18 protein-coding genes and 1 other annotated feature are annotated in these 21342 nt (G+C 26.2%); of the genes, 16 read left to right on the top strand and 2 right to left on the bottom strand.

The genetic code is table 11. From position 1 onward, the window contains the following. Positions 1 to 145 precede the first annotated feature (145 nt). From QZ321_RS01980 to deoD, 13 genes are all read left to right on the top strand, one after another. Positions 146 to 4435 (top strand): 2-hydroxyacyl-CoA dehydratase, encoded by a 4290-nt coding sequence (locus tag QZ321_RS01980; RefSeq protein WP_294196053.1) that lies wholly within the window; start codon positions 146 to 148, stop codon positions 4433 to 4435. A 131-nt stretch (positions 4436 to 4566) separates the two neighbouring features. Beyond that, complete coding sequence (locus QZ321_RS01975; protein WP_291749167.1) at positions 4567 to 5517, top strand: carbohydrate kinase family protein; 951 nt, start codon at positions 4567 to 4569, stop codon at positions 5515 to 5517. Positions 5518 to 5674: 157 nt separating this feature from the next. Then, on the top strand, positions 5675 to 7999 hold the full coding sequence (gene hypF / locus QZ321_RS01970; RefSeq protein ID WP_291749165.1) for a carbamoyltransferase HypF: 2325 nt from the start codon (positions 5675 to 5677) through the stop codon (positions 7997 to 7999). Then, positions 7971 to 8225, top strand: a complete 255-nt coding sequence (locus QZ321_RS01965) for a HypC/HybG/HupF family hydrogenase formation chaperone (RefSeq protein WP_291741362.1) — start codon at positions 7971 to 7973, stop codon at positions 8223 to 8225. The genes hypF and QZ321_RS01965 overlap by 29 nt, the downstream gene beginning before the upstream one ends. Beyond that, complete coding sequence (hypD, locus tag QZ321_RS01960; RefSeq protein WP_291749163.1) at positions 8203 to 9282, top strand: hydrogenase formation protein HypD; 1080 nt, start codon at positions 8203 to 8205, stop codon at positions 9280 to 9282. The genes QZ321_RS01965 and hypD overlap by 23 nt, the downstream gene beginning before the upstream one ends. An 18-nt stretch (positions 9283 to 9300) precedes the next feature. Then, a complete protein-coding gene (hypE, locus tag QZ321_RS01955) occupies positions 9301 to 10308 on the top strand; it encodes a hydrogenase expression/formation protein HypE (RefSeq protein ID WP_291749161.1) in 1008 nt (335 codons plus the stop codon). A 111-nt stretch (positions 10309 to 10419) separates the two neighbouring features. After that, positions 10420 to 10890: a hypothetical protein gene (locus QZ321_RS01950; protein ID WP_291741354.1), complete on the top strand. Its 471-nt coding sequence runs from the start codon at positions 10420 to 10422 to the stop codon at positions 10888 to 10890. Positions 10891 to 11220: 330 nt separating this feature from the next. Further along, a complete protein-coding gene (locus tag QZ321_RS01945; protein ID WP_264319213.1) occupies positions 11221 to 11352 on the top strand; it encodes a CPC_1213 family protein in 132 nt (43 codons plus the stop codon). Between the two features lie 73 nt (positions 11353 to 11425). After that, positions 11426 to 11812: a hypothetical protein gene (locus tag QZ321_RS01940; RefSeq protein WP_291741351.1), complete on the top strand. Its 387-nt coding sequence runs from the start codon at positions 11426 to 11428 to the stop codon at positions 11810 to 11812. A gap of 83 nt (positions 11813 to 11895) precedes the next feature. Further along, positions 11896 to 12168 (top strand) — a binding site (T-box leader). A 178-nt stretch (positions 12169 to 12346) separates the two neighbouring features. After that, positions 12347 to 14989, top strand: coding sequence for a valine--tRNA ligase (locus tag QZ321_RS01935; protein ID WP_291741348.1), 2643 nt, complete (start codon positions 12347 to 12349; stop codon positions 14987 to 14989). Between the two features lie 117 nt (positions 14990 to 15106). After that, the gene (locus QZ321_RS01930; protein ID WP_291741345.1) at positions 15107 to 15337 is read left to right on the top strand and encodes a DUF3892 domain-containing protein; all 231 of its coding nucleotides are present in this window, start codon (positions 15107 to 15109) and stop codon (positions 15335 to 15337) included. Positions 15338 to 15601: 264 nt separating this feature from the next. Beyond that, positions 15602 to 16912 (top strand): folylpolyglutamate synthase/dihydrofolate synthase family protein, encoded by a 1311-nt coding sequence (locus tag QZ321_RS01925; RefSeq protein WP_291749159.1) that lies wholly within the window; start codon positions 15602 to 15604, stop codon positions 16910 to 16912. A 174-nt stretch (positions 16913 to 17086) separates the two neighbouring features. Next, on the top strand, positions 17087 to 17797 hold the full coding sequence (gene deoD, locus QZ321_RS01920) for a purine-nucleoside phosphorylase (protein WP_291741341.1): 711 nt from the start codon (positions 17087 to 17089) through the stop codon (positions 17795 to 17797). A gap of 38 nt (positions 17798 to 17835) precedes the next feature. On the opposite strand, the gene QZ321_RS01915 is transcribed toward deoD, so the two are convergent. Next, positions 17836 to 18087, bottom strand: coding sequence for a TIGR03905 family TSCPD domain-containing protein (locus QZ321_RS01915; protein ID WP_291749156.1), 252 nt, complete (start codon positions 18085 to 18087; stop codon positions 17836 to 17838). Between the two features lie 156 nt (positions 18088 to 18243). On the opposite strand from QZ321_RS01915, the gene QZ321_RS01910 reads away from it, so the two are divergent. Beyond that, complete coding sequence (locus QZ321_RS01910; protein ID WP_291749152.1) at positions 18244 to 19119, top strand: YncE family protein; 876 nt, start codon at positions 18244 to 18246, stop codon at positions 19117 to 19119. Here QZ321_RS01910 and QZ321_RS01905 read toward each other — a convergent pair. Then, positions 19116 to 19649, bottom strand: coding sequence for a DUF4364 family protein (locus QZ321_RS01905; RefSeq protein ID WP_291741333.1), 534 nt, complete (start codon positions 19647 to 19649; stop codon positions 19116 to 19118). The two genes, QZ321_RS01910 and QZ321_RS01905, sit on opposite strands and share 4 nt — an antisense overlap. A gap of 126 nt (positions 19650 to 19775) precedes the next feature. Here QZ321_RS01905 and QZ321_RS01900 point away from each other — a divergent pair, with 126 nt between their 5' ends. Both QZ321_RS01900 and QZ321_RS01895 read left to right on the top strand, forming a co-directional pair. Further along, a complete protein-coding gene (locus QZ321_RS01900) occupies positions 19776 to 20534 on the top strand; it encodes a polysaccharide deacetylase family protein (RefSeq protein WP_291749149.1) in 759 nt (252 codons plus the stop codon). A gap of 116 nt (positions 20535 to 20650) precedes the next feature. Further along, entirely contained in the window at positions 20651 to 21319 is a 669-nt protein-coding gene (locus QZ321_RS01895; protein ID WP_291741328.1) for a single-stranded DNA-binding protein, read from the top strand. Positions 21320 to 21342: the final 23 nt, after the last annotated feature.

Here is a 21342-nt window from a genome sequence, read left to right as displayed (position 1 = left end):
CTCCCATAGATCTTGATTTATTATTTAAATTATTGTCTATAAAATATAATATTATTCATAAAAAAATATTATGGTAATAATATATATTAAAACAAGAAAAATGGTGCAATTTGGAAAGTTGAAAATTTAAGGAAGAGGGATAATAATGAAAAGTTTTAAGTTAGGAATAGATGTAGGTTCAACAACTATAAAAGTTGTGATTTTAGATTATTATAATAAAGTAATATATAGTGATTACAAAAGACATCTTTCGGATATTAAAAATACATTAAATAATGTACTAAATGAATGTATGGATAATATAGGAAATGTTAATTTAAGAGTAATAGTTACAGGATCAGGAGGAATTGCAGTATCAAAATGGTTAAGAGTTAATTTTGAGCAAGAGGTTATATCATGTACAAAGGCTGTTGAAGAGTTTTTACATAAAACTGACGTTGTAATAGAACTTGGTGGAGAAGATGCAAAAATAACATATTTAAAAGATGGAATTGACCAAAGAATGAATGGAACTTGTGCAGGTGGAACAGGTGCATTCATTGATCAAATGGCAGTATTATTAAATACAGATGCAAAAGGAGTAAATGAATTATCTAAGGATTCAAATATTATATATCCAATAGCATCTAGATGTGGTGTATTTGCAAAAACAGATATTCAACCTCTTATTAATGAAGGCGCTAAGAAAAGTGATATTGCAGCATCTATTTTTCAAGCTGTTGTAAATCAAACTATAAGCGGACTTGCTTGTGGGAAGCCAATACGTGGTAATGTAGCTTTTTTAGGAGGACCACTACATTTTCTAGATGGTTTAACAAAAAGATTTATAGAAACCTTGAACTTAAAAGAAGGAGAGTATATTATACCTAAAAATTCAGAGTTATATGTTGCTATTGGTGCAGCATTATTATCAGAAAATGAAAGTATTGTTACATTGGAAAATTTAATAGAAAACTTAAATAAGATTGATTGTAAAGATGAATTACAAGACGTTTTAGAGCCTTTATTTAAAGATGATAAGGAATATTTAGAATTTATAAATAGACATTCATCTAACAAGGTTAAAAGAGCTAATTTATTAGATTATAGGGGTAAGGTATTTATAGGTATAGATGCAGGTTCTACAACTACTAAATTAGTAGTAATAAGTGAAAAAAATGAATTATTATATTCTAGTTATAATAATAATGAAGGAAGTCCATTAAATAAAACAGTCGATATATTAAAAGATTTATATAAAAAGATAAATGATGATATAACTATAGCAAAGGCTACAGTAACGGGGTATGGAGAAGGTTTAATAAAAGCAGCTTTGGGAATAGATATAGGAGAAATTGAAACTGTATGTCATTTTAAAGGGGCAAAATCATTTATGCCTAATGTTGATTTTATACTAGATATTGGTGGACAAGACATGAAAGCTTTAATGATTAAAGAAGGTGTAATAAATAATATATTATTAAATGAAGCTTGTTCATCTGGATGTGGTTCATTTATAGAAGGATTTAGTAAGTCATTAAATATTTCAATAGATGAATTTGCATCTCTTTCAGTTAAAGCTAAAAAGCCAGTTGATTTAGGGTCTAGATGTACAGTTTTTATGAATTCTAAAGTAAAGCAAGTTCAAAAAGAAGGAGCTAGTGTTGGAGATATTTCTGCTGGATTATGTTATTCAGTTATAAAAAATGCATTGTATAAGGTTATAAAAATTAGAAACTTTGAGGAGTTAGGAAAAAACATAATTGTACAAGGTGGAACATTTTACAATGATGGGGTATTAAGGAGTTTTGAAAAATTAACAGGGGCTAATGTTATGAGACCTGATATAGCAGGGTTAATGGGAGCTTATGGAGCAGCGTTAGTTAGTAAGGAAAATTATAAGGAAGGAGAGGTATCTACTTTAATAAAAGAAGAAAAGTTAGAAAGCTTTAGTTTTAATACTACTTGTGAAAGGTGCGGAGGATGCGGAAATAATTGTTTATTAACTATAAATAAATTTGATAATGATGGAAAATATATAACTGGAAATAGGTGTGAAAGGCCATTAGAGATTAGTTCTAAAAAGTTGAAGGTTCCTAATTTATACAAATATAAGTTATCAAGAATTTTTAATTACAAACCATTATCTAAGGAGGAAGCAGTAAGAGGAGAAATTGGTATACCAAGAGTTTTAAATATTTATGAAAATTACCCATTTTGGTTTACTCTTTTAACAAAATTAAAATTTAGAGTTATACTTTCTTCTCCTTCAAGTAAAAAAATATTTAATTTAGGAATAGAAACAATCCCATCAGAATCAGTATGCTATCCAGCAAAGTTAACTCATGGACATATAATGTCATTAATAAATAATGGAATAAAAACTATATTTTATCCATGTATACCTTATGAATATAAAGAAGATAATAAGGCAAATAACCATTATAACTGTCCCGTTGTTACATCATATCCTCAAGTTATAAAAAATAATATAGATGAAATTAATAAAGAAAATATAAAGTATATTTCTCCATTTTTATCACTTGATAATAAAGAGAAATTATACAAGAGAATTTATGATATATTTAAAGAGTTTAATATAACCATTAAGGAAGCCAAAATAGCTGTAGATTCAGCTTTTGAAGAAAGGGAAAAGGTAATAAGTGATATAAGAAAAAAGGGTGAAGAAACATTAAAATATATTGAAGAAAATAATATGAAAGGCATAGTTTTAAGTGGTAGACCATATCATATAGACCAAGAAATAAATCATGGTTTAACAGATATAATTACTTCATATAATATGGCTGTGTTTACTGAAGATAGTGTTGCTCATTTAGGAAACTTAGATAGACCAATTAGAGTTATAGACCAATGGATGTATCATACTAGACTTTATAGAGCAGCAGCTTTTGTTAAGGAAAGAAATGATTTAGAATTGGTTCAACTTACTTCATTTGGTTGTGGATTAGATGCTGTAACAAGTGACCAAGTATCGGAAATATTAGCATCAAAGGGGAAAATGTATACTTTAATAAAAATAGATGAAGGAAGTAATTTAGGTGCAGTAAAAATTAGAATTAGATCATTAAAAGCAGCTATGGAAGAAAGAGAAAAGAATAAAATAGAACTTAAAACTTTTGATAATAAGTATAACAAAGTTTTATTTACTAAGGAAATGAAAAAAGAGTGGACAATTCTTTCTCCACAAATGTCACCAATGCATTTTCAATTTATAGAAAAGGCAGCTAAATCAGTGGGGTATAATTTAGAGGTTTTACCTGCAAATGATAAAGAAGCTATAGAAGAAGGTATAAAATATGTAAATAATGATGCATGTTATCCATCTATCTTAGTAATAGGACAAATAATAAGTGCCTTAAAATCTGGAAAGTATGACACAAAAAAAACTGCAGTAATAATAAGTCAAACTGGTGGTGGATGTAGGGCAACTAATTATATAGGTTTTTTAAGAAAAGGATTGAAAGAAGCAGGTTTTGAAAATGTTCCTATAATATCATTAAATGTACTAGGTATTGAAAAGCAACCGGGATTTACCATAAGTTATTCTCTTATTAAAAGACTTGTAATGGGAGTTATATATGGAGATTTATTTATGAGAGTACTTTATAGAGTAAGACCTTATGAAAAGATATTAGGTTCTGCAAATAAATTATATGAGTTTTGGAGAGAAAAAGCCTTTGAAAATATTTTAAATGGAAATAAAAGAGAAATGAATGAAAATATAAAAAATATAATAAGGGAGTTTGATGAATTAGAGATAAATGATATTAAAAAACCTAAAGTAGGAGTTGTAGGAGAAATATTAGTTAAATATCATCCAACAGCAAATAATAATATTGTTAATATTTTAGAAAGTGAAGGTGCTGAAGTTGTAGTTCCTGAATTATTAGATTTCTTTTTATACTGTTGTTATAATTCTAATTTTAAAAGTAAATATTTATCTAAAAGTCATATTGTTAAAAATGTATGTATTATAGCAATTAGCTATATTGAATCATTTAGAAAAGTTGTTATAAAAGAGCTTAAAAAAAGTAAAAGATTTGGAAATCCAATTTATATAAAAAATCTTGCAAATAAAGCTTCAAGTGTAGTTTCATTAGGAAATCAAACAGGTGAAGGTTGGTTATTAACAGGTGAAATGATTGAGCTTATAGAAAATGATGTAAACAACATAGTATGTGTTCAACCATTTGCGTGCTTACCTAATCATGTTACAGGTAAAGGGATGATAAAGATATTAAAAACTAAATATCCATTTTCAAACATTATAGCAGTAGATTATGATCCAGGATCATCAGAAGTTAATCAATTAAATAGAATTAAATTGATGATGTCAGTTGCATTTAAAAATATAAATGTAACACAAGAAGGATATAAATGTAGAAGTGAAATAAAAATAGATATAAATACCTTAGGAACCAATAATATATAAAAGTAAGAGTATAAAAATAAAGAGAAATAAAAAATTCGACAATTTTTTTATTTTTCTCTTTATTTTTTTTCTTGTCTTTAATATAATGTATTTATATTTTAATACGTTAAATTTATAGCAGGAGAGATAGTATGAGTGATAATAATCCATATATATTAGTTTTAGGAGCATCGATAGTTGATATTTTTGGTTTTTGTGGAAGAAGTTATGCACAAAGAGATTCTATTCCAGGACATATAAAAATATCTTTTGGAGGCGTTTGTAGAAATATTTCTGAAAATTTGGCTAGAGTTGGAGTAAATACACAATTTATTTCTACTTTAGGAGATGATGAACATGGAAAGAGTATCTTAGAACACTCTAGAAAATATGGCTATAATATGGAGAATTCTCTTTTTTTAGAAGGGGAAAATACACCTACATATTTAGCAATATTAAATCATCAAGGAGAAATGGAATCTGCAGTTGTAGATATGGAAAGCTTAAATAAAATGGATGAAGAATTTATAAATGGAAAGCATGAAGTTTTTTTAAATGCAGAATATACAATTGTTGATTCAGATAATCCAAATTTATTAGAATACATATTAAAAAAATATGAAGGTAAAAGCAAGTTTATATTAGACCCAGTATCTGCAAAGAAAGCGAGAAAGATACGCCATTTAATAAAATATTTTCATACTATAAAGCCAAATAGATTTGAAACAGAAGCGTTATGTGGATTTAAAATTGAAACTGACAATGATTTAAGAAAAGCAGGTAGATTCTTTATAGAACAAGGAGTAAAGAATGTATTTATAAGCTTAGATGCAGATGGAATTTATTACATAACTAGTGAAGGTGAAGAAGGAAAATTAGCTTGTTGTGAAAAAATAGATGTAAAAAATGTTACTGGAGCTGGAGATTCATTTGTAGCTGGAATAGGATATGGATATATGAATAATTTAAATATTAAGGATACACTTAAGTATTCAGTTGCTATGTCAATAATTACAATTACTCATGAAGAAACAATAAATCCTAAAATGAGTCATGAATTAGTTAAGGACTTAATTAATAGGACAAAGTGGAGAGAAAATTAAAAATATAATAAGACTAATTAGATATTATTAAAGTTAATAAATTATAATATCTAATTAGTCTTATTTTTTTACAATCAATTACCTTAAAATGTAAAAATGATAAAAAGATGATATAATTAATTTATAAAATAAACTAAAAAATTAGAGGATAAATTATATGAGTAAAAATAGAAAATTTATTGAAGTAAAAGGAATAGTTCAAGGCGTTGGTTTTAGACCATTTGTTTATAAATTAGCTAAATTAAATAATTTATTTGGCTGGGTAAATAATACAAGTAAAGGTGTTTTTATAGATATTGAAGGTGATGAAAATAATATTAATAATTTTATAAATAAATTAAAGGATAATGCACCACCTTTATCAAGGATAACTTCAATTAATATAAATAATATGGAACTATTAGGATATGAAAATTTTATTATAAAAGAAAGTATTAATAATTTAAATGCAACAACATATATTTCACCAGATTATTCAATATGTTCTGAATGTAAAAATGAAATATTTGATAAAAATAATAGAAGATATAGGTATCCATTTACTAATTGCACAAACTGTGGACCAAGATTTTCAATAATAAAGTCCTTACCTTACGATAGAGTATCTACTACTATGAATTATTTTGAAATGTGTGATAATTGTAAGCAGGAATATACTAGTCCAGATAATAGAAGATTTCATGCTCAACCAAATGCTTGTCCTAAATGCGGACCAAGTGTATATATAATAGATAAACATAAAAATAAAATACAATGTGATGATTATTTTATTAAGGCTATAAATTTATTAAAAGAAGGAAATATATTTGCTATTAAAGGAATAGGTGGCTTTAATTTAGTTTGTAATAGTAAAAATGAACAAGCAATTAAAACACTAAGAGAAAGAAAAAATAGACCAAGAAAACCATTAGCAGTAATTATGAAAGATATAGAAACTGTAAAAAAATATTGTGTTTTAGATAATCTTCAAGAGGAAGTGTTAAAAAGTAATAAAAGACCAATTGTACTTTTATATAAAAAGGGGGAAAATATATTTCCACAAAATCTATCGCCTAATAATAAAAAGGTAGGGGTTATGCTTCCATATACACCGTTACATTATTTATTATTTGATGATGAATTAGATAGTTTAGTTATGACTAGTGCAAATATTAGTGGTGAACCAATTATATATAAAAATAATGAGGCGATTGAAAAGTTAAGTGATATTGTAGATTATTTTTTTATGCATAACAGAGATATTTATATTAGTATTGATGATTCTGTAAGCAATATTACTTTAGGTAAAGAGAGAGTTATTAGAAATGGAAGAGGATATTTTCCATATACATTAAATATAAATACAGTATCAAATATATTAGCATTAGGTTCAGAGCTTAAAAATTCTATTTCTTTAAGTAATAAAAATGATATTTTTATTAGTCAATATATAGGTGATTTAAAAAATACTGAAACAATAGATTTTTTTGAAAAAACAATAAAACATTTTAGAAAAATATATGATGTTACACCAGAAGTATTAGTATATGATAAGCATCCATCTTTTGAATATAGAAATATTGATTTAAAAAATATTTTAAATATAAATAAGGATATTAAGATAATAGAAGTTCAGCATCATCATAGTCATATTGTAAGTTGTATGGCAGAAAACAATATTAATGAAAAGGTTATTGGAATTGCATTTGACGGAACTGGATATGGAGAAGATAAAAATATATGGGGTGGGGAATTTTTAATATGTACTAAAAGTAATTTTAAAAGGATTGGACACTTAGATGAATTTTACTTGCCTGGTGGAGATAAGGCAATTAAAGAGCCGTGGAGAATAGGAATTTCATTAATTTATAAAATATTTAATGATGAATTTAATAACTTTGTCCCTAATAATTTAAAGGATAAAAAATATAACATAATAAGGAATATGATAGATAAAAAAATAAACTGCCCAAGAACTTCTAGTATGGGAAGATTATTTGATGGAGTTTCTTCTATATTAGGACTTATTGATGAAATAACTTTTGAGGGAGAAGCAGCAATTACTCTTGAGAATATATGTGATGAAAAAGAGGGTGAAAGTTATAAATTTGAAATTAAAAAAGATGAAGAAAAATTTATATTAGATTTTAATAAAATTATAAAAGGAATCATTTATGATATTTATAAAAAAGTTAATATAAATATTATAGCAAGAAAATTTCATAATACTATAATAAAAAGCACAATTGAAATGACATTATATATAAGAGAAAAAACTAATATTAATACTGTAGTTATTAGTGGTGGCGTTTTTCAAAATGAAATATTATTTGAAGGAGTTGTTAAGGGATTAGAGAAATATAAATTTAAGGTATTAACTAATAAAATAATTCCTTGTAATGATAGTGGTGTAAGTTTAGGACAATTAATAATTGCAAATGAGTTATTAAAAGAAGAATTGGAGGGGAGTAATTATGTGCATAGCTGTTCCAGCAAAAATTGAAGATATATTAGAAAATGATGCTATTGTAAATTATGATGGAGTTAAAGTAAGAGTAAATATAATGTTTATTGAAAATCCAAGTGTAGGAGATTATGTATTAGTTCATGCAGGATGTGCAATACAAAAAATTGATGAAAAGTATGCAAGAGAAACTTTAGATATATTTAATGAGTTAAGCGATGCTATAGAGGAGTGTAAATTAAATGGAAATATTAAAAGAACTTAAAAATATTAATATATCTCAAAACTTATTAAATAATATAAATAAAAGTTATGATAGTAAAATTTCAATTATGGAGGTTTGTGGAACACATACAAATGTAATATTAAAAAGTGGATTAAAAGATATTTTAACTGATAATATTAAACTTATAAATGGACCAGGCTGTCCAGTTTGTGTAACACCACAAGGCTATGTAGACACAGCAATAGAACTTTCTAAAAGAAAAGATGTGATAATAACTACGTTTGGTGATTTAATTAGAGTTCCTGGTAGTTATAGCACTTTAGCAAAGGAAAAGGCTAAAGGTATGGATATAAGAATTGTGTATTCACCTTTAGATAGTATAAAGATAGCAGAAGAAAATCCTAAAAAAGAGGTAGTGTTTTTAGCAATTGGATTTGAAACTACTGCACCAATAATAGCTCTTAGTATAAAAATTGCAATGGAAAAAAATATAAAAAACTTTTCTATATTAAATAGCTTAAAAACCATGCCAGAAGCAATGGAATCTTTAATTTTGAATCCAAATGTTAAGATAGATGGATTTTTATGTCCTGGTAATGTTGCAACTATAATAGGAGAAAAGCCTTTTATAGAAATAGCTAATAAATATAAAATTCCAATGGTTATTAGTGGATTTGAGGTAAATGATATTTTAGCATCTATATATATGATAATTAAAATGAAAAAAGAAAATGATTATGGATTAATAAACTTATATAGTAGGTTAGTAAAAGAAAATGGTAATGAGGAAGCAAAAGAATTATTAAATAGTATATTTACTTTAAATGAAAGTACATGGAGAGGACTTGGAAAGATTAACAATGCTGGATTAAAGTTAAATGATAATTACAAAAACTTTGATAGTTTGTATAAATTTAAAATTAAAATGAAAGAAAGCAATATAAATAATGGATGTTCTTGTGGAGAAATATTACTAGGTATTAAAGAGCCAATAGAATGTAAGCTTTTTAAGAAAGTATGTACTCCATTAAATCCAATTGGAGCATGTATGGTATCAGATGAAGGGACTTGTTCAGCATATTATAAATATAGATAAATATAGGAGGTGGTTTATATGGATATAATAACTTTATCCCATGGAAGTGGGGGACAAGCAACTAATGAATTAATAGATAATTTATTTTATAAATATTTTAATAATGAATTTTTATCACAAAAGAATGATTCAAGTGTTTTACCTGTCATAAATGGAAAGATTGCAATGTCTACAGATTCTTTTGTAATAAATCCTATATTTTTTGAAGGAGGAGATATAGGGAAATTAGCTATTTGTGGCACTATAAATGATATATGCATGAGTGGGGCAAAACCTTTATATATTTCTGTAGGATTTATAATAGAAGAGGGATTATCGATTAAAGAGCTTGAAAGAATTGTAAAGTCTATGTCAAAGACAGCTAAAGAAGCAGGAGTTAAAATTGTTACAGGTGATACAAAGGTAGTTGAAAGAGGAAATTGTGAGAAAATTTATATTAATACTACAGGGATAGGAATAATTAAAGAAAATAATAATTATTTAAGTGGAAATAAAGTAAAGGATGGTGATGTTATAATAATAAGTGGTACATTAGGAGATCATGGCATGTGTATAATGAATGAAAGAGAAAACTTAGGTTTTGATATTAATATTAAAAGTGATTGTTGTTTATTAAATAAATTAATAGAAGACATATTATCTGTTAGTAATAATGTAAGAGTTTTAAGAGATCCAACTAGAGGTGGCTTAGCAACAACTTTAAATGAAATAGTAGAACATAGCAAAATTAGCATGGAAATAAAAGAAGAGTTTATAAAAGTAAAGCCAGAAGTATCAGCTATGTGTGAAATTTTGGGAATGGATCCATTATTTATTGCTAATGAAGGAAAAGTAGTAGTAATAGTAGATGAAAAAGATGCAGATAATGTATTGAAAGTAATGAAAAACAATAAAGTAGGAAGAGATTCTATTATATTAGGAAAAGCAATAGATGACGGGAAAAATAAATTATATTTAAAAACTAATATTGGAGGAAGAAGAATTATTAACATGCCAGAAGGCGAAATATTAGTAAGAATATGCTAAAGATTACAGATTAATAATTTAAGCACCTATAAATTGTTATTTGAATAATATAAATTATAGAGTACTTTTTATAAAGTACTCTAATTTTATACAAAAGAGTAGGTGCTTAATATGCATGTTGATATTTATAATATTTTATACGGAATAGAATCAGGATTATATAAATATATTGGAAAAGGTTCTGCTAGGAAGGTATATGATTTAAATAATGGATTTGTAATAAAAATTGCTAGAAATATTAAAGGAATTGCTCAAAATGAAGCCGAATTTTTAATATCAAAAGATAGTAACTCTGCACTACTTGCAAAAGTATACTTTTTATCTAGTGATTATAAATACTTGATTATGAAAAAAGCTGATAAAATTAAAAGTGAAGAGAAATTTTTGAGCTATTTTAATATTCAAGATAAAAGAGAACTAAAAAATAATAAAGCTGTTAAAGAAATTCATGATAAATATAATTTAGTATGGGCAGATTTATATAAACTTACTAGTTGGGGAATTGTCAAAAATAAATTAGTATTAATTGATTATGGATATACAAAAGAAATATATAATGAATTTTATAAAAAAGTAAATTAAAAAGACTAAAACCACAATATAAAAATTCTGATTTTTATATTGTGGTTTTATAGAGTCATTTAGCAGTAGCAATTTTAAATAAGAGGAGGATTTTTAATTAATTCAAAGGTAAGCATATTAGTGTCACACTAAATATTTTAATAATGTACCATGCCCGAAATTAAAAGCCATATAATACAATAATATGAATAAAAAAATAAAAGGTGACCAAAAAATAAATTAAAATATAATAGTAAATAATATACTCGTAAATGAATATAAAAGGAAATGGAAAATATATAACAGGATAATAATTAGGATTAAGGAAAAAATATTAATGAGGTGAGATTAATGGGAAATAAAATGAAAAAAACAAAACATCAACATAAAAATGTAAATCATAATCCACAAGTTGAAAGTGTAAAGGCTTGCTTTGGAGAACCTAAAGCAAAAACTTATGATCCAACAGATTTTAAGATTTAAATTTAAATACCCTCATATGTTCTTATTATAAGTAATATAAATTAATATAATAAGAATATATGGGGGTAAAAAAATGGATAACGTATTAAATATTGAGAAGTGTAAAATTTGTGGAGGATTAGTAAGAATAGAAAAAAATAATCATGGATTAAGAAAAGTTTGTACTTGTTGTGGGTATTATTATAGCAAAGAAAAAGGTGAAGATGAAACGGAATATTTAAATCCTTGTGGAGCTTATAAATTAGTAACAGTAGGGGGAATTACTAAGGCAGGAACATTAGGGGAGAATTCAACTAAAGAAGAAGTATTAAAGATGTTTAATTTTAGTGATATATCTAGATTAGATATGAATAAAACTTATATAAATTATAAGGACATAGATACTAATGAATTTAAAGTTATTTTTGGAAATGGAAAACCAGAAAGTTATGAAGATTTTATTAATACTATAAAAAAATAATAGATAGCAAAAATAATTTGAAATTATAGAAGAGTTGTTGACAAAGAGAAAAAAATATCATAATATAAGAACAAATAAATATTTAAAAAGCAGTGATAAAGAGGAGTAGGGAATAGGAAGTATTAAGAGAGGAAGACATATGCTGTAAGTCTTCTATATGAAATATCCTGAAGGTAGCTTTTGAGTTTCTTTAGTGAAATAGTAGTAGCTAAAGACGGCTTATCTAAGTCGTTATTTGAATTGAGATCTAAGTAAAAAATTAAAGAGGTTATTAATAGTTTTATTTATGTAATTTAATGTTAAAAGCTTCAATTTTCTTAGAAATAAAGGTGGTACCACGAGTCTTCGTCCTTTTTTAGGACTAAGGCTTTTTTTATGTCTATAAAAAGTAAAATAGATTTAAAAATAAAATTATGGACAATATAATTAAAGAATACTGTTTTTTATGAAATTATAAATATTTATTTTTAAGAATAGTAAAGTGGTCTTACATATTAAGAACTTTAAATATAAAAATGTTCAGGAGGTTTATTGATGGAAGAAAAGAAGAATTTAGCCACAACCTATAATCCAAAAGAATTTGAAGAAAGAATTTATAAGACATGGGAAGAAAAAAAGTATTTCACTCCTGTTGTTGACAAAACTAAAAAGCCATTTTCAATTGTTATGCCACCACCAAACATAACTGGTAGACTTCACTTAGGTCATGCCCTTGATAATACTCTTCAAGATATGCTTATAAGATTTAAGAGAATGCAAGGTTACTGCACTTTATGGTTACCAGGACAAGACCATGCTTCAATTGCAACTGAAGTTAAAGTTGAAAATGAACTATTAAAGCAAGGCTTAGTTAAAAAAGAAATGGGAAGAGAAGCATTCTTAGAAAAGGTTTGGGAATGGTCTGATGAGTATAGAGGACATATAAGAGAACAACTGAAAAAGATGGGAGTTTCAGCTGATTTTTCAAGAGAGGCTTTCACGATGGATGAAAACTTAAATAAAGCTGTAAGAACAGTATTTGTTAAGTTATATAATGAAGGACTTATATATCAAGGAAATAGAATAACTAACTGGTGTCCAAAATGTACAACAGCATTATCAGATGCAGAAATTGAATATGAAGAAAAAGAAGGTAGCTTCTGGCACATAAATTATCCTTTAGCTGATGGTTCTGGATTCTTAGAAATAGCTACTACAAGACCAGAAACATTACTTGGAGATACTGCTGTTGCTGTTAATCCAAATGATGATAGATTTAAACACTTAATTGGTAAAACATTAAAATTACCTTTAACTGATAGAGAAATACCAGTAGTTGGTGATGATTATGTTGATATAGAGTTTGGTACAGGTGCAGTTAAAATAACTCCAGCTCATGATCCTAATGACTTTGAAGTTGGTAAAAGACACAATCTTCCAATAATAAGAGTGATGGACGATCATGGTGTAATTAATGAGTTAGGTGGTAAATACCAAGGATTAGATAGATACGAAGCTAGAAAACAAATGGTTAAAGACCTAGAAGAGCAAGGATTACTTGTTAAAGTTAAGCCTCATACTCATAATGTTGGAACTCATGATAGATGTGGAACTGTTGTTGAACCAATTGTTTCAAAACAATGGTATGTTAAGATGGAATCTTTAGCAAAGCCTGCTATTGATGTAGTTAGAAATGGTAAAACTAAGTTTGTTCCAGAAAGATTTGATAAAATATATTATAATTGGATGGAAAATATACAAGATTGGTGTATTTCAAGACAATTATGGTGGGGACATAGAATACCTGTATTCTATTGTAATGACTGTAATCATATGATGGTTGAAATTGATGCTCCAAGCAAGTGTACAAAATGTGGTTCTGAAAATATAAGACAAGATGAAGATGTACTTGATACTTGGTTCTCATCAGCGTTATGGCCTTTCTCAACTTTAGGTTGGCCAGAAAAAACAGAAGATTTAGATTTCTTCTATCCGACAAATGTTTTAGTTACTGGATATGATATTATTTTCTTCTGGGTTGCTAGAATGATATTCTCAGGAATACACAACATGAATGAAACTCCATTTGATACAGTATTAATACATGGTATTATAAGAGACTCTGAAGGAAGAAAGATGAGTAAATCTTTAGGAAATGGAGTTGATCCACTAGAAGTTATAGATGAATATGGAGCAGATGCTTTAAGATTCATGCTTGTTACTGGTAATTCTCCAGGTAATGATATAAGATATATTCCTGAAAGAGTTGAAGCTGCAAGAAACTTTGCTAATAAAATGTGGAATGCATCAAGATTTGTTATGATGAATTTAGATAAAGAAGTAATGAATAAATATGCTGATTGCACAGAGTATAGCTTAGCTGATAGATGGATATTATCTAAAATGAATACTTTAGTAAAAGAAGTAACTGAAAATATGGAAAAATACGAATTAGGTATTGCACTTCAAAAAGTTTATGACTTTATGTGGACTGAGTTCTGTGATTGGTATATAGAACTTGTTAAACCAGTTTTCTTTAGTGATGATGAAAAGGCTAAGGGAGTAGTTTATAACGTATTAAATAATGTGTTAACTACAGGATTAAAATTATTACATCCAGTAATGCCATTTATAACAGAAGAAATATATACTACTTTAACAGATGGAGAATCTATAACAATTTCTTCATGGCCAGAATATACTGAAGTTTTAGCAGATATTAAAGCAGAAAAAGATATGGAATTTGTTATTGAAGCTATTAAAGGATTAAGAAATATAAGAGCTGAAATGAATGTTCCACCATCAAGAAAAGCAAAAGTAATTTGTTATATTTCTGATGAAGCTAAAGAAGCATTTACAGCTGGTATTCCTTATATGGAAAAGCTAGGTTCTGCATCAGAAGTTGAATTTATAGAAAATAAGAAGTTAGTCCCTGAAAATGCAGTATCATTAGTAGTTAAGGGTGGAGAATTATTTATGCCACTTTTAGACTTAGTTGATAAAGAAAAAGAGCTTGAAAGATTAAATAAAGAAAAGAAAAAATTAGAAGGTGAAGTTACAAGAATAGAAAAGAAGCTTTCTAATGCTGGATTTGTATCTAAGGCTCCAGAAGCAGTAATAAATGGTGAAAAAGAAAAACTAGTTAAATATCAAGAAATGCTTGATGCAGTATTAGTTAGAATAGACACTTTAAAATAATTTATTTAGCAAGTATCAATTATAAAAAAATTGATACTTGCTATTTTTGTTTTTTATAAAATAAACTTGAATAAAATCTACTTTTTTGTGAAAAATAATGTCAAGAGGTGAAAGAAAATGAGTAATAAAATAGTAGAAACAATAAAAAATAGCAGTGGCGAAATTATGCAATATGTATTAGAAAATGGAACAACTGTAGATAAAGCACAAGGTGTTGAAATGGCTAAAAACGGTCAAATTGAAGATGTAATTGTTGCTCATTCTAAAAAGGGTGAAGAATATTTAAGAACTAAACCTGATGGAACAGAGGGAAATAATTTATCATCTATGTCTAAAAAAGATAACTAATAAATATTTGCATTTTAAAATAACCATAAATAAAATAAATTTTATTTATGGTTATTTTTTATAACAATCATATTTCTAAAGTGGGAATTATTTTAAAAATAATAAGTAAGAAATTATAATTTGTAATATTAAGAAAACAGGTTATAAAACTTTATAAATATTATTATTTATAAATTTTATTAATTAAAGTAAATGATATTTTGCAATTTATTTAAATATAATTTATATTTAATAATATAAATTATATTTAAGATGAGGTAAGTTATGAGATATGAAGATGCAATGAAATATATAACTGAGGTTGGGAATTTTGGTTCAAATTATGGATTAGAAAGAACTAATAAGTTGTTAGAATATTTGGGAAATCCAGAAAGGAATTTAAAACTTATACATATTGCAGGTACAAATGGTAAAGGGTCTACAACTTCTATGATAACAGAGATATTAATGGGAGCAGGATATAAAGTAGGAATGTATACATCTCCATTTATAGAAGAGTTTGAAGAAAGAATTCAAATTAATAGAATAAATATTCCAAAGGAAACTTTAGCATTATTAATGGATAACATTAAAGAAGCTGTGGATAAAGTAATAGAAGAAGGATATAATCATCCTACAGAATTTGAAATAATTACGGTTTTAATGCTTTTATATTTTAAAAATGAAAATATAGATTTTGGAGTTATAGAAGTAGGTTTAGGAGGAACTTTAGATTCTACTAATGTTATTACACCAATACTTCAGGTAATAACTTCTATAAGTTTTGATCATACTAACCTTTTAGGAAATACTTTAGAAGAAATAGCTAAAGAAAAGGCTGGAATAATAAAGAGGGGTATTCCTACTGTAATATATCCTCAAAAAGAAGAAGCTTTAAAAGTAATTAAAAATAAATGTTTAGAAATGGATTCTGAGCTTTATACTATAAATATAGATGATTTGAAGTTTGAAGGTGTAGTAAATAAGGATAAGCCTTATCAACTATTAAAATATAAAGATAAAGAAGATATATTGTTACCATTACTTGGGGAACATCAAATAACTAATTTAAATGTTGCAATAAAGTCAATAGAAGTTTTAAATTCAAAAAATATAACAAATCTTTCTATAGATAGTATATCAAAGAGCATAGAAAAAGTTATATGGAAAGGACGCTTAGAAGTTTTATCAAATAATCCGTTTATTATTATTGATGGTGCTCATAATATACAAGGTATAGAAACATTAAACAAAAATATTAAAAAATATTTTAAATATGAAAATTTATATTTAATTTTAGGTATATTAGCAGATAAAGATGTTGAGAAAATGATAAAAATAATAACTCCTACAGCAAAAAAAATATACGCTGTTACTCCTAACTCTATAAGAGCTGAATTAGCAGAAAATTTAAGAAGTGAGATAATCAAGTATAATAAAAACTGTAATGCTTACGAAGACTATGAACAAGCATATATATCTGCGATAAAAGACAGTGATAAAAATGATTTGATTTTAATAAGTGGTTCATTGTATATGATCGGAGATATGAGAAAAATAATTAAATATAAAAAAAGAATAAAAGAGTTGCATTAGCAACTCTTTTATAATAGATAAAAATAAAATTATATACTTAAATAAAATACTCGTAAATGATAATTGATAAATAAAAAAATTATCCTAAAAATTTGAATTTATTGAAAAGCTAATCATTTACTATTTTTTTAAAATATACTATACTATTAAATAATAAATAAAGGAGGTTTTTTTATGTCAAAGCATTTACATATTATGGCTAATAAAGGTGATGTTGCAGAAACTGTATTACTACCTGGTGATCCATTAAGAGCTAAATTTATAGCAGAAAACTTTTTAGAAGATTCAGTTTGTTATAATGAAGTTAGAGGAATGTATGGATATACTGGAACTTATAAAGGAAAAAGAGTTTCAATACAAGGAACTGGAATGGGATTACCTTCACATTCAATTTATGTTAATGAATTAATTCAATTTTATGGAGTTAAAAGACTTATAAGAATAGGTTCAGCAGGTTCTTGTAACGATAATGTTAATGTTAGAGATATAGTGCTTGCTCAAAGTGCATCTACTAATTCAGGAATTAATAAAAGAAGATTTAATGGTCTTGATTATGCTCCAAGTGCAAATTTTGATTTGTTATATGATGCTTACAATATAGCAAAGGCAAAAGGTGTTAATATTAAAGTTGGAAATGTATTGTCTAGTGATTTATTTTATGATGATACAAATCATTTTTCATTAAAAACTTGGGCTGATTATGGAGTTTTAGCAGTTGAAATGGAAACAGCTGAATTATATACTTTAGCTGCAAAAAATAATGTTGAAGCATTATCTATATTAACAATATCAGATCATATTTTTAAGGGTGAAGAAACGTCACCAGAAGAGAGGCAAAATACATTTACAGATATGATGGAAATTGCATTACAATTAATAAAATAATATAAAAGAAGACAAGTAAGAGCTTGTCTTCTTTTGTATTATTTATTAGCACTTTTAAATTCTATTAAAGCTTTAGATAATTGATCAGGACAAGAAGTTCCTTTTCCCCTACAATCTATTCCTTTTAATTTTTCAATAGCTTCATCAATATTCATTCCTTTTACAAGTGCAGAAATCCCAAATAAATTACCAGGACATCCTCTTACAAATTCAACATTTTCAATAGTATTATCTTTAACTTCTACATGTATTTCTGTAGAACATACTCCAGATGTTTTATAAACAAACATATTTACTCCTCCTTATAAGTAAAGAAATTTTACTATTTAATTATATATTGAATTTGTAGAAAAATAAATAAAAACACGAAATAATGTAGTAGTAGCCAACTTATTGAAACTTGCATATATTAAAATACATAGAAGTTTTAAGGGGGTGTAAGTTTAATGAGTTATATAGTTTTATGCAATACTGGTGCAGATTCACTTTCTAAAATTGATTTAGATACATTTGGGGTAGAAAAAATATTATTTAATTTATCTAAAAATCCAGTTGGACCCCATGGAATAAGAAAGTATGATGATGAAATTATAACTGCTAATAATTATAGTGACTCTATATCTATTTTTTCATTAGATACTTTTGAAGAAGTAAGAAATATTAAAATTGGACCTAAGCCTAATGATTTAGTTAAAGTGAGGGATCAAGTATATACAATTTGTGGAGAAGCAAATGCTGTAGTTGCTTATGATTTAAATCAAAATAGAATGTTATGGGAGCTTAAAACTGGAAATTGGCCTCATAGCATTGATTATTGTGATAATAAAGAATTATTATTTGTATCAAATTTAGAAGAAAATTGCACTAAGGTTATAAATTTAGAAAATTATCAAATTGTTAAAACCCTCTTAACTCCGGAATATCCTACAAAAGTAAAAGTGTCAAATGATAATAAAAGTATATATATATGTGAAAGTTACTTAGGCAGTGATGATAATGGTTACTTAGACATATTTTCTATAGAAACATTTAATAGGGTGGCAAGAATTAAAGTAGGAACTTCTCCTATTGACTTGTTTGAGGATGAATTAAATATTTATGTTTCAAATTTTACTGAAGGTAGCATAAGTATAGTAGATAAAAATATGTTTAAAGTAGTTAAAACCATATATATAGGTGGAATGCCAAAAGGAATATTAAAGAAAGATAATAAAATTTATATAGGGGATTATTTAAAAGGACGCTTGATTGTTGTTGAAGATAATAAATTAAAAAAAATCATAGCAATCGAGTCAGAACCCAATGCTATGATTTTATTTTAATTTTCATCAGAAAAAAGTACTTGAACTATTTTTGTATAAATATCTGATGGATTTTCCTTCCATCTACTACAAAGTGAAGTTGCTTGTTTTTTAGTTGGAACAGAGATTTTTAGATCTATAAGCAATAGTTCATCTTCAAGAGCTTTTAAATTAACAACAAAAGAGCTGTTATTTTCTATAGTATAATCACTATAAATGGTTAATTCTTTTTTTATATTATCTATCGCTTTAGAGATATAATTATTAATTATATCTCTTTTTATTGGAGAAATTCTATCATTAAATATTGAGAGAACATTTTCTCCTTTAATAGTTAGAGTTATTAGTTTTTTGTTGTTTTTTTCAATATATTCAACAAATTCCGAAGCTTCTAATTCACTAATATATTGTTGAAGTGTAAAATAATTAATAAAATTATTTTCAAGAATTATTTCAGTTAATTGTGTTTTAGAAATAGCTTGTTTTAATGATTTTATAACATATAGCACTAAAAGCTTATTTTCTGCTAATTCAGCCGAATTTTCGTACATATTAAACCTCCAATATGAAAGTGTCTAATTAATTATAACATAAAATTTGCTAGATGTGATTATTGTAGTAATAATATTATAAACTAAGAATATAAATTAATAAAAATTAAGTTTAGGAGCAAGGGAATGAAAGTTCTAAAAAAAATAAATATTAATATTTTTATACTCTTTATGGTTGTTATTATATCTTTAGTTTATAGTGGTAAAGTTGAAAATACTATAGCTAGCGAGGGAAAAAAGTTGCCAATATATAGAGTTTCAACTGAAGAAAAGAAAGTTGCATTAACATTTGATGTAAATTGGGCAGAAAATGAATACATATATGATATATTGGATGTTTTAAATGAAAATAATGCAAAAGCTACATTTTTTATTATGGGCGGATGGGTAAATTATTCGGACGAAAATAGGGAAAAGCTTATGAAAATAAATGAAGGCGGTCATTCGATAGGTAATCATAGTTATATTCATCCAAGTTTTACTAAGATTAGCCACGAAAGAATGGCAGATGAAATAAAAAAGACAGAGGATATTGTTTATGCTGCAACTGGTAATGAAATAAAATTATTTAGATTTCCAAGTGGAGATTATAATGAAGATGCTTTAGAGTATGTTAGAAGTTTAGGATATGAATGTATTCAATGGGATGTTGATTCTATAGATTATAAAGAATCTGGAGCAGAAGTTGAGTTTAATAGAGTAATAAAAAATATTAAACCTGGATCAATAGTTCTTTTTCATAATAATGCAAAGTATACACCTGAAAATTTAAAGAAGATTATTACTAATTTAACTGATGAAGGATATGAATTTGTTACTGTAAATCAGCTTATTTATGATAGTAATTACTATATTGATGAAAAAGGTGAACAAATTCAAAAATAAATATTAGAAAAATATTGAAAGTTATGAGGTTTTTGTATTATAATGGAAATAATCCTTGATATTTTTATAAAAGCAAAAAGAAATTTTATTAATTACTAAGGGAGAGAGGGGTAAAGATGGACAATTTGATGTTAAATAACAAGATTTATCTTGAAGGAAAAGTTGTAAGTGGTATGGAATTTAGCCACGAAATGTATGGGGAAGGTTTTTATACTTTCTTAATGGAGGTAACAAGATTAAGCGATTCTGTAGATTTATTAAATATTACAGTATCTGAAAGACTTATTAGCAATATGGACTTATCTATAGGTAAAGAAATAGTGGTTTTAGGTCAATTAAGATCTTATAATAAATTTGTAGATGGTGCAAATAAGTTAATATTAACAGTATTTGCTAGAAACATAGAACCATGCATAGAAAAAAGTAAAAACCCAAATGAAATTTTCTTAGATGGTTATATTTGTAAAGAACCAGTATACAGAAAAACACCATTTGGAAGAGAAATTGCAGATGTATTATTAGCAGTAAATAGAGCTTATAATAAATCAGATTATATTCCAACAATTGCATGGGGTAGAAACTCAAGATTCTGCCAAACATTAGAAGTTGGTGATAATATTAGAGTATGGGGAAGACTACAAAGTAGAGAATACCAAAAGAAGATAAGCGAAACTGAAGTAGTTAAAAAGGTTGCTTATGAAGTATCAATTTCTAAAATGGAAAAGGTTTCTGTAGAGGAAGCTAATCATGATGCTACTACTAATCATGAAGAAGGTGCAGTATAGCATATAATAAAAATAAAAAAACT

Source organism: uncultured Clostridium sp. (assembly GCF_910588715.1).
In the GTDB taxonomy this organism is placed as follows: domain Bacteria; phylum Bacillota; class Clostridia; order Clostridiales; family Clostridiaceae; genus Clostridium.
Note: the sequence above shows the minus strand (reverse complement) of the source record. Positions and strands in the feature narration are given on the sequence as shown.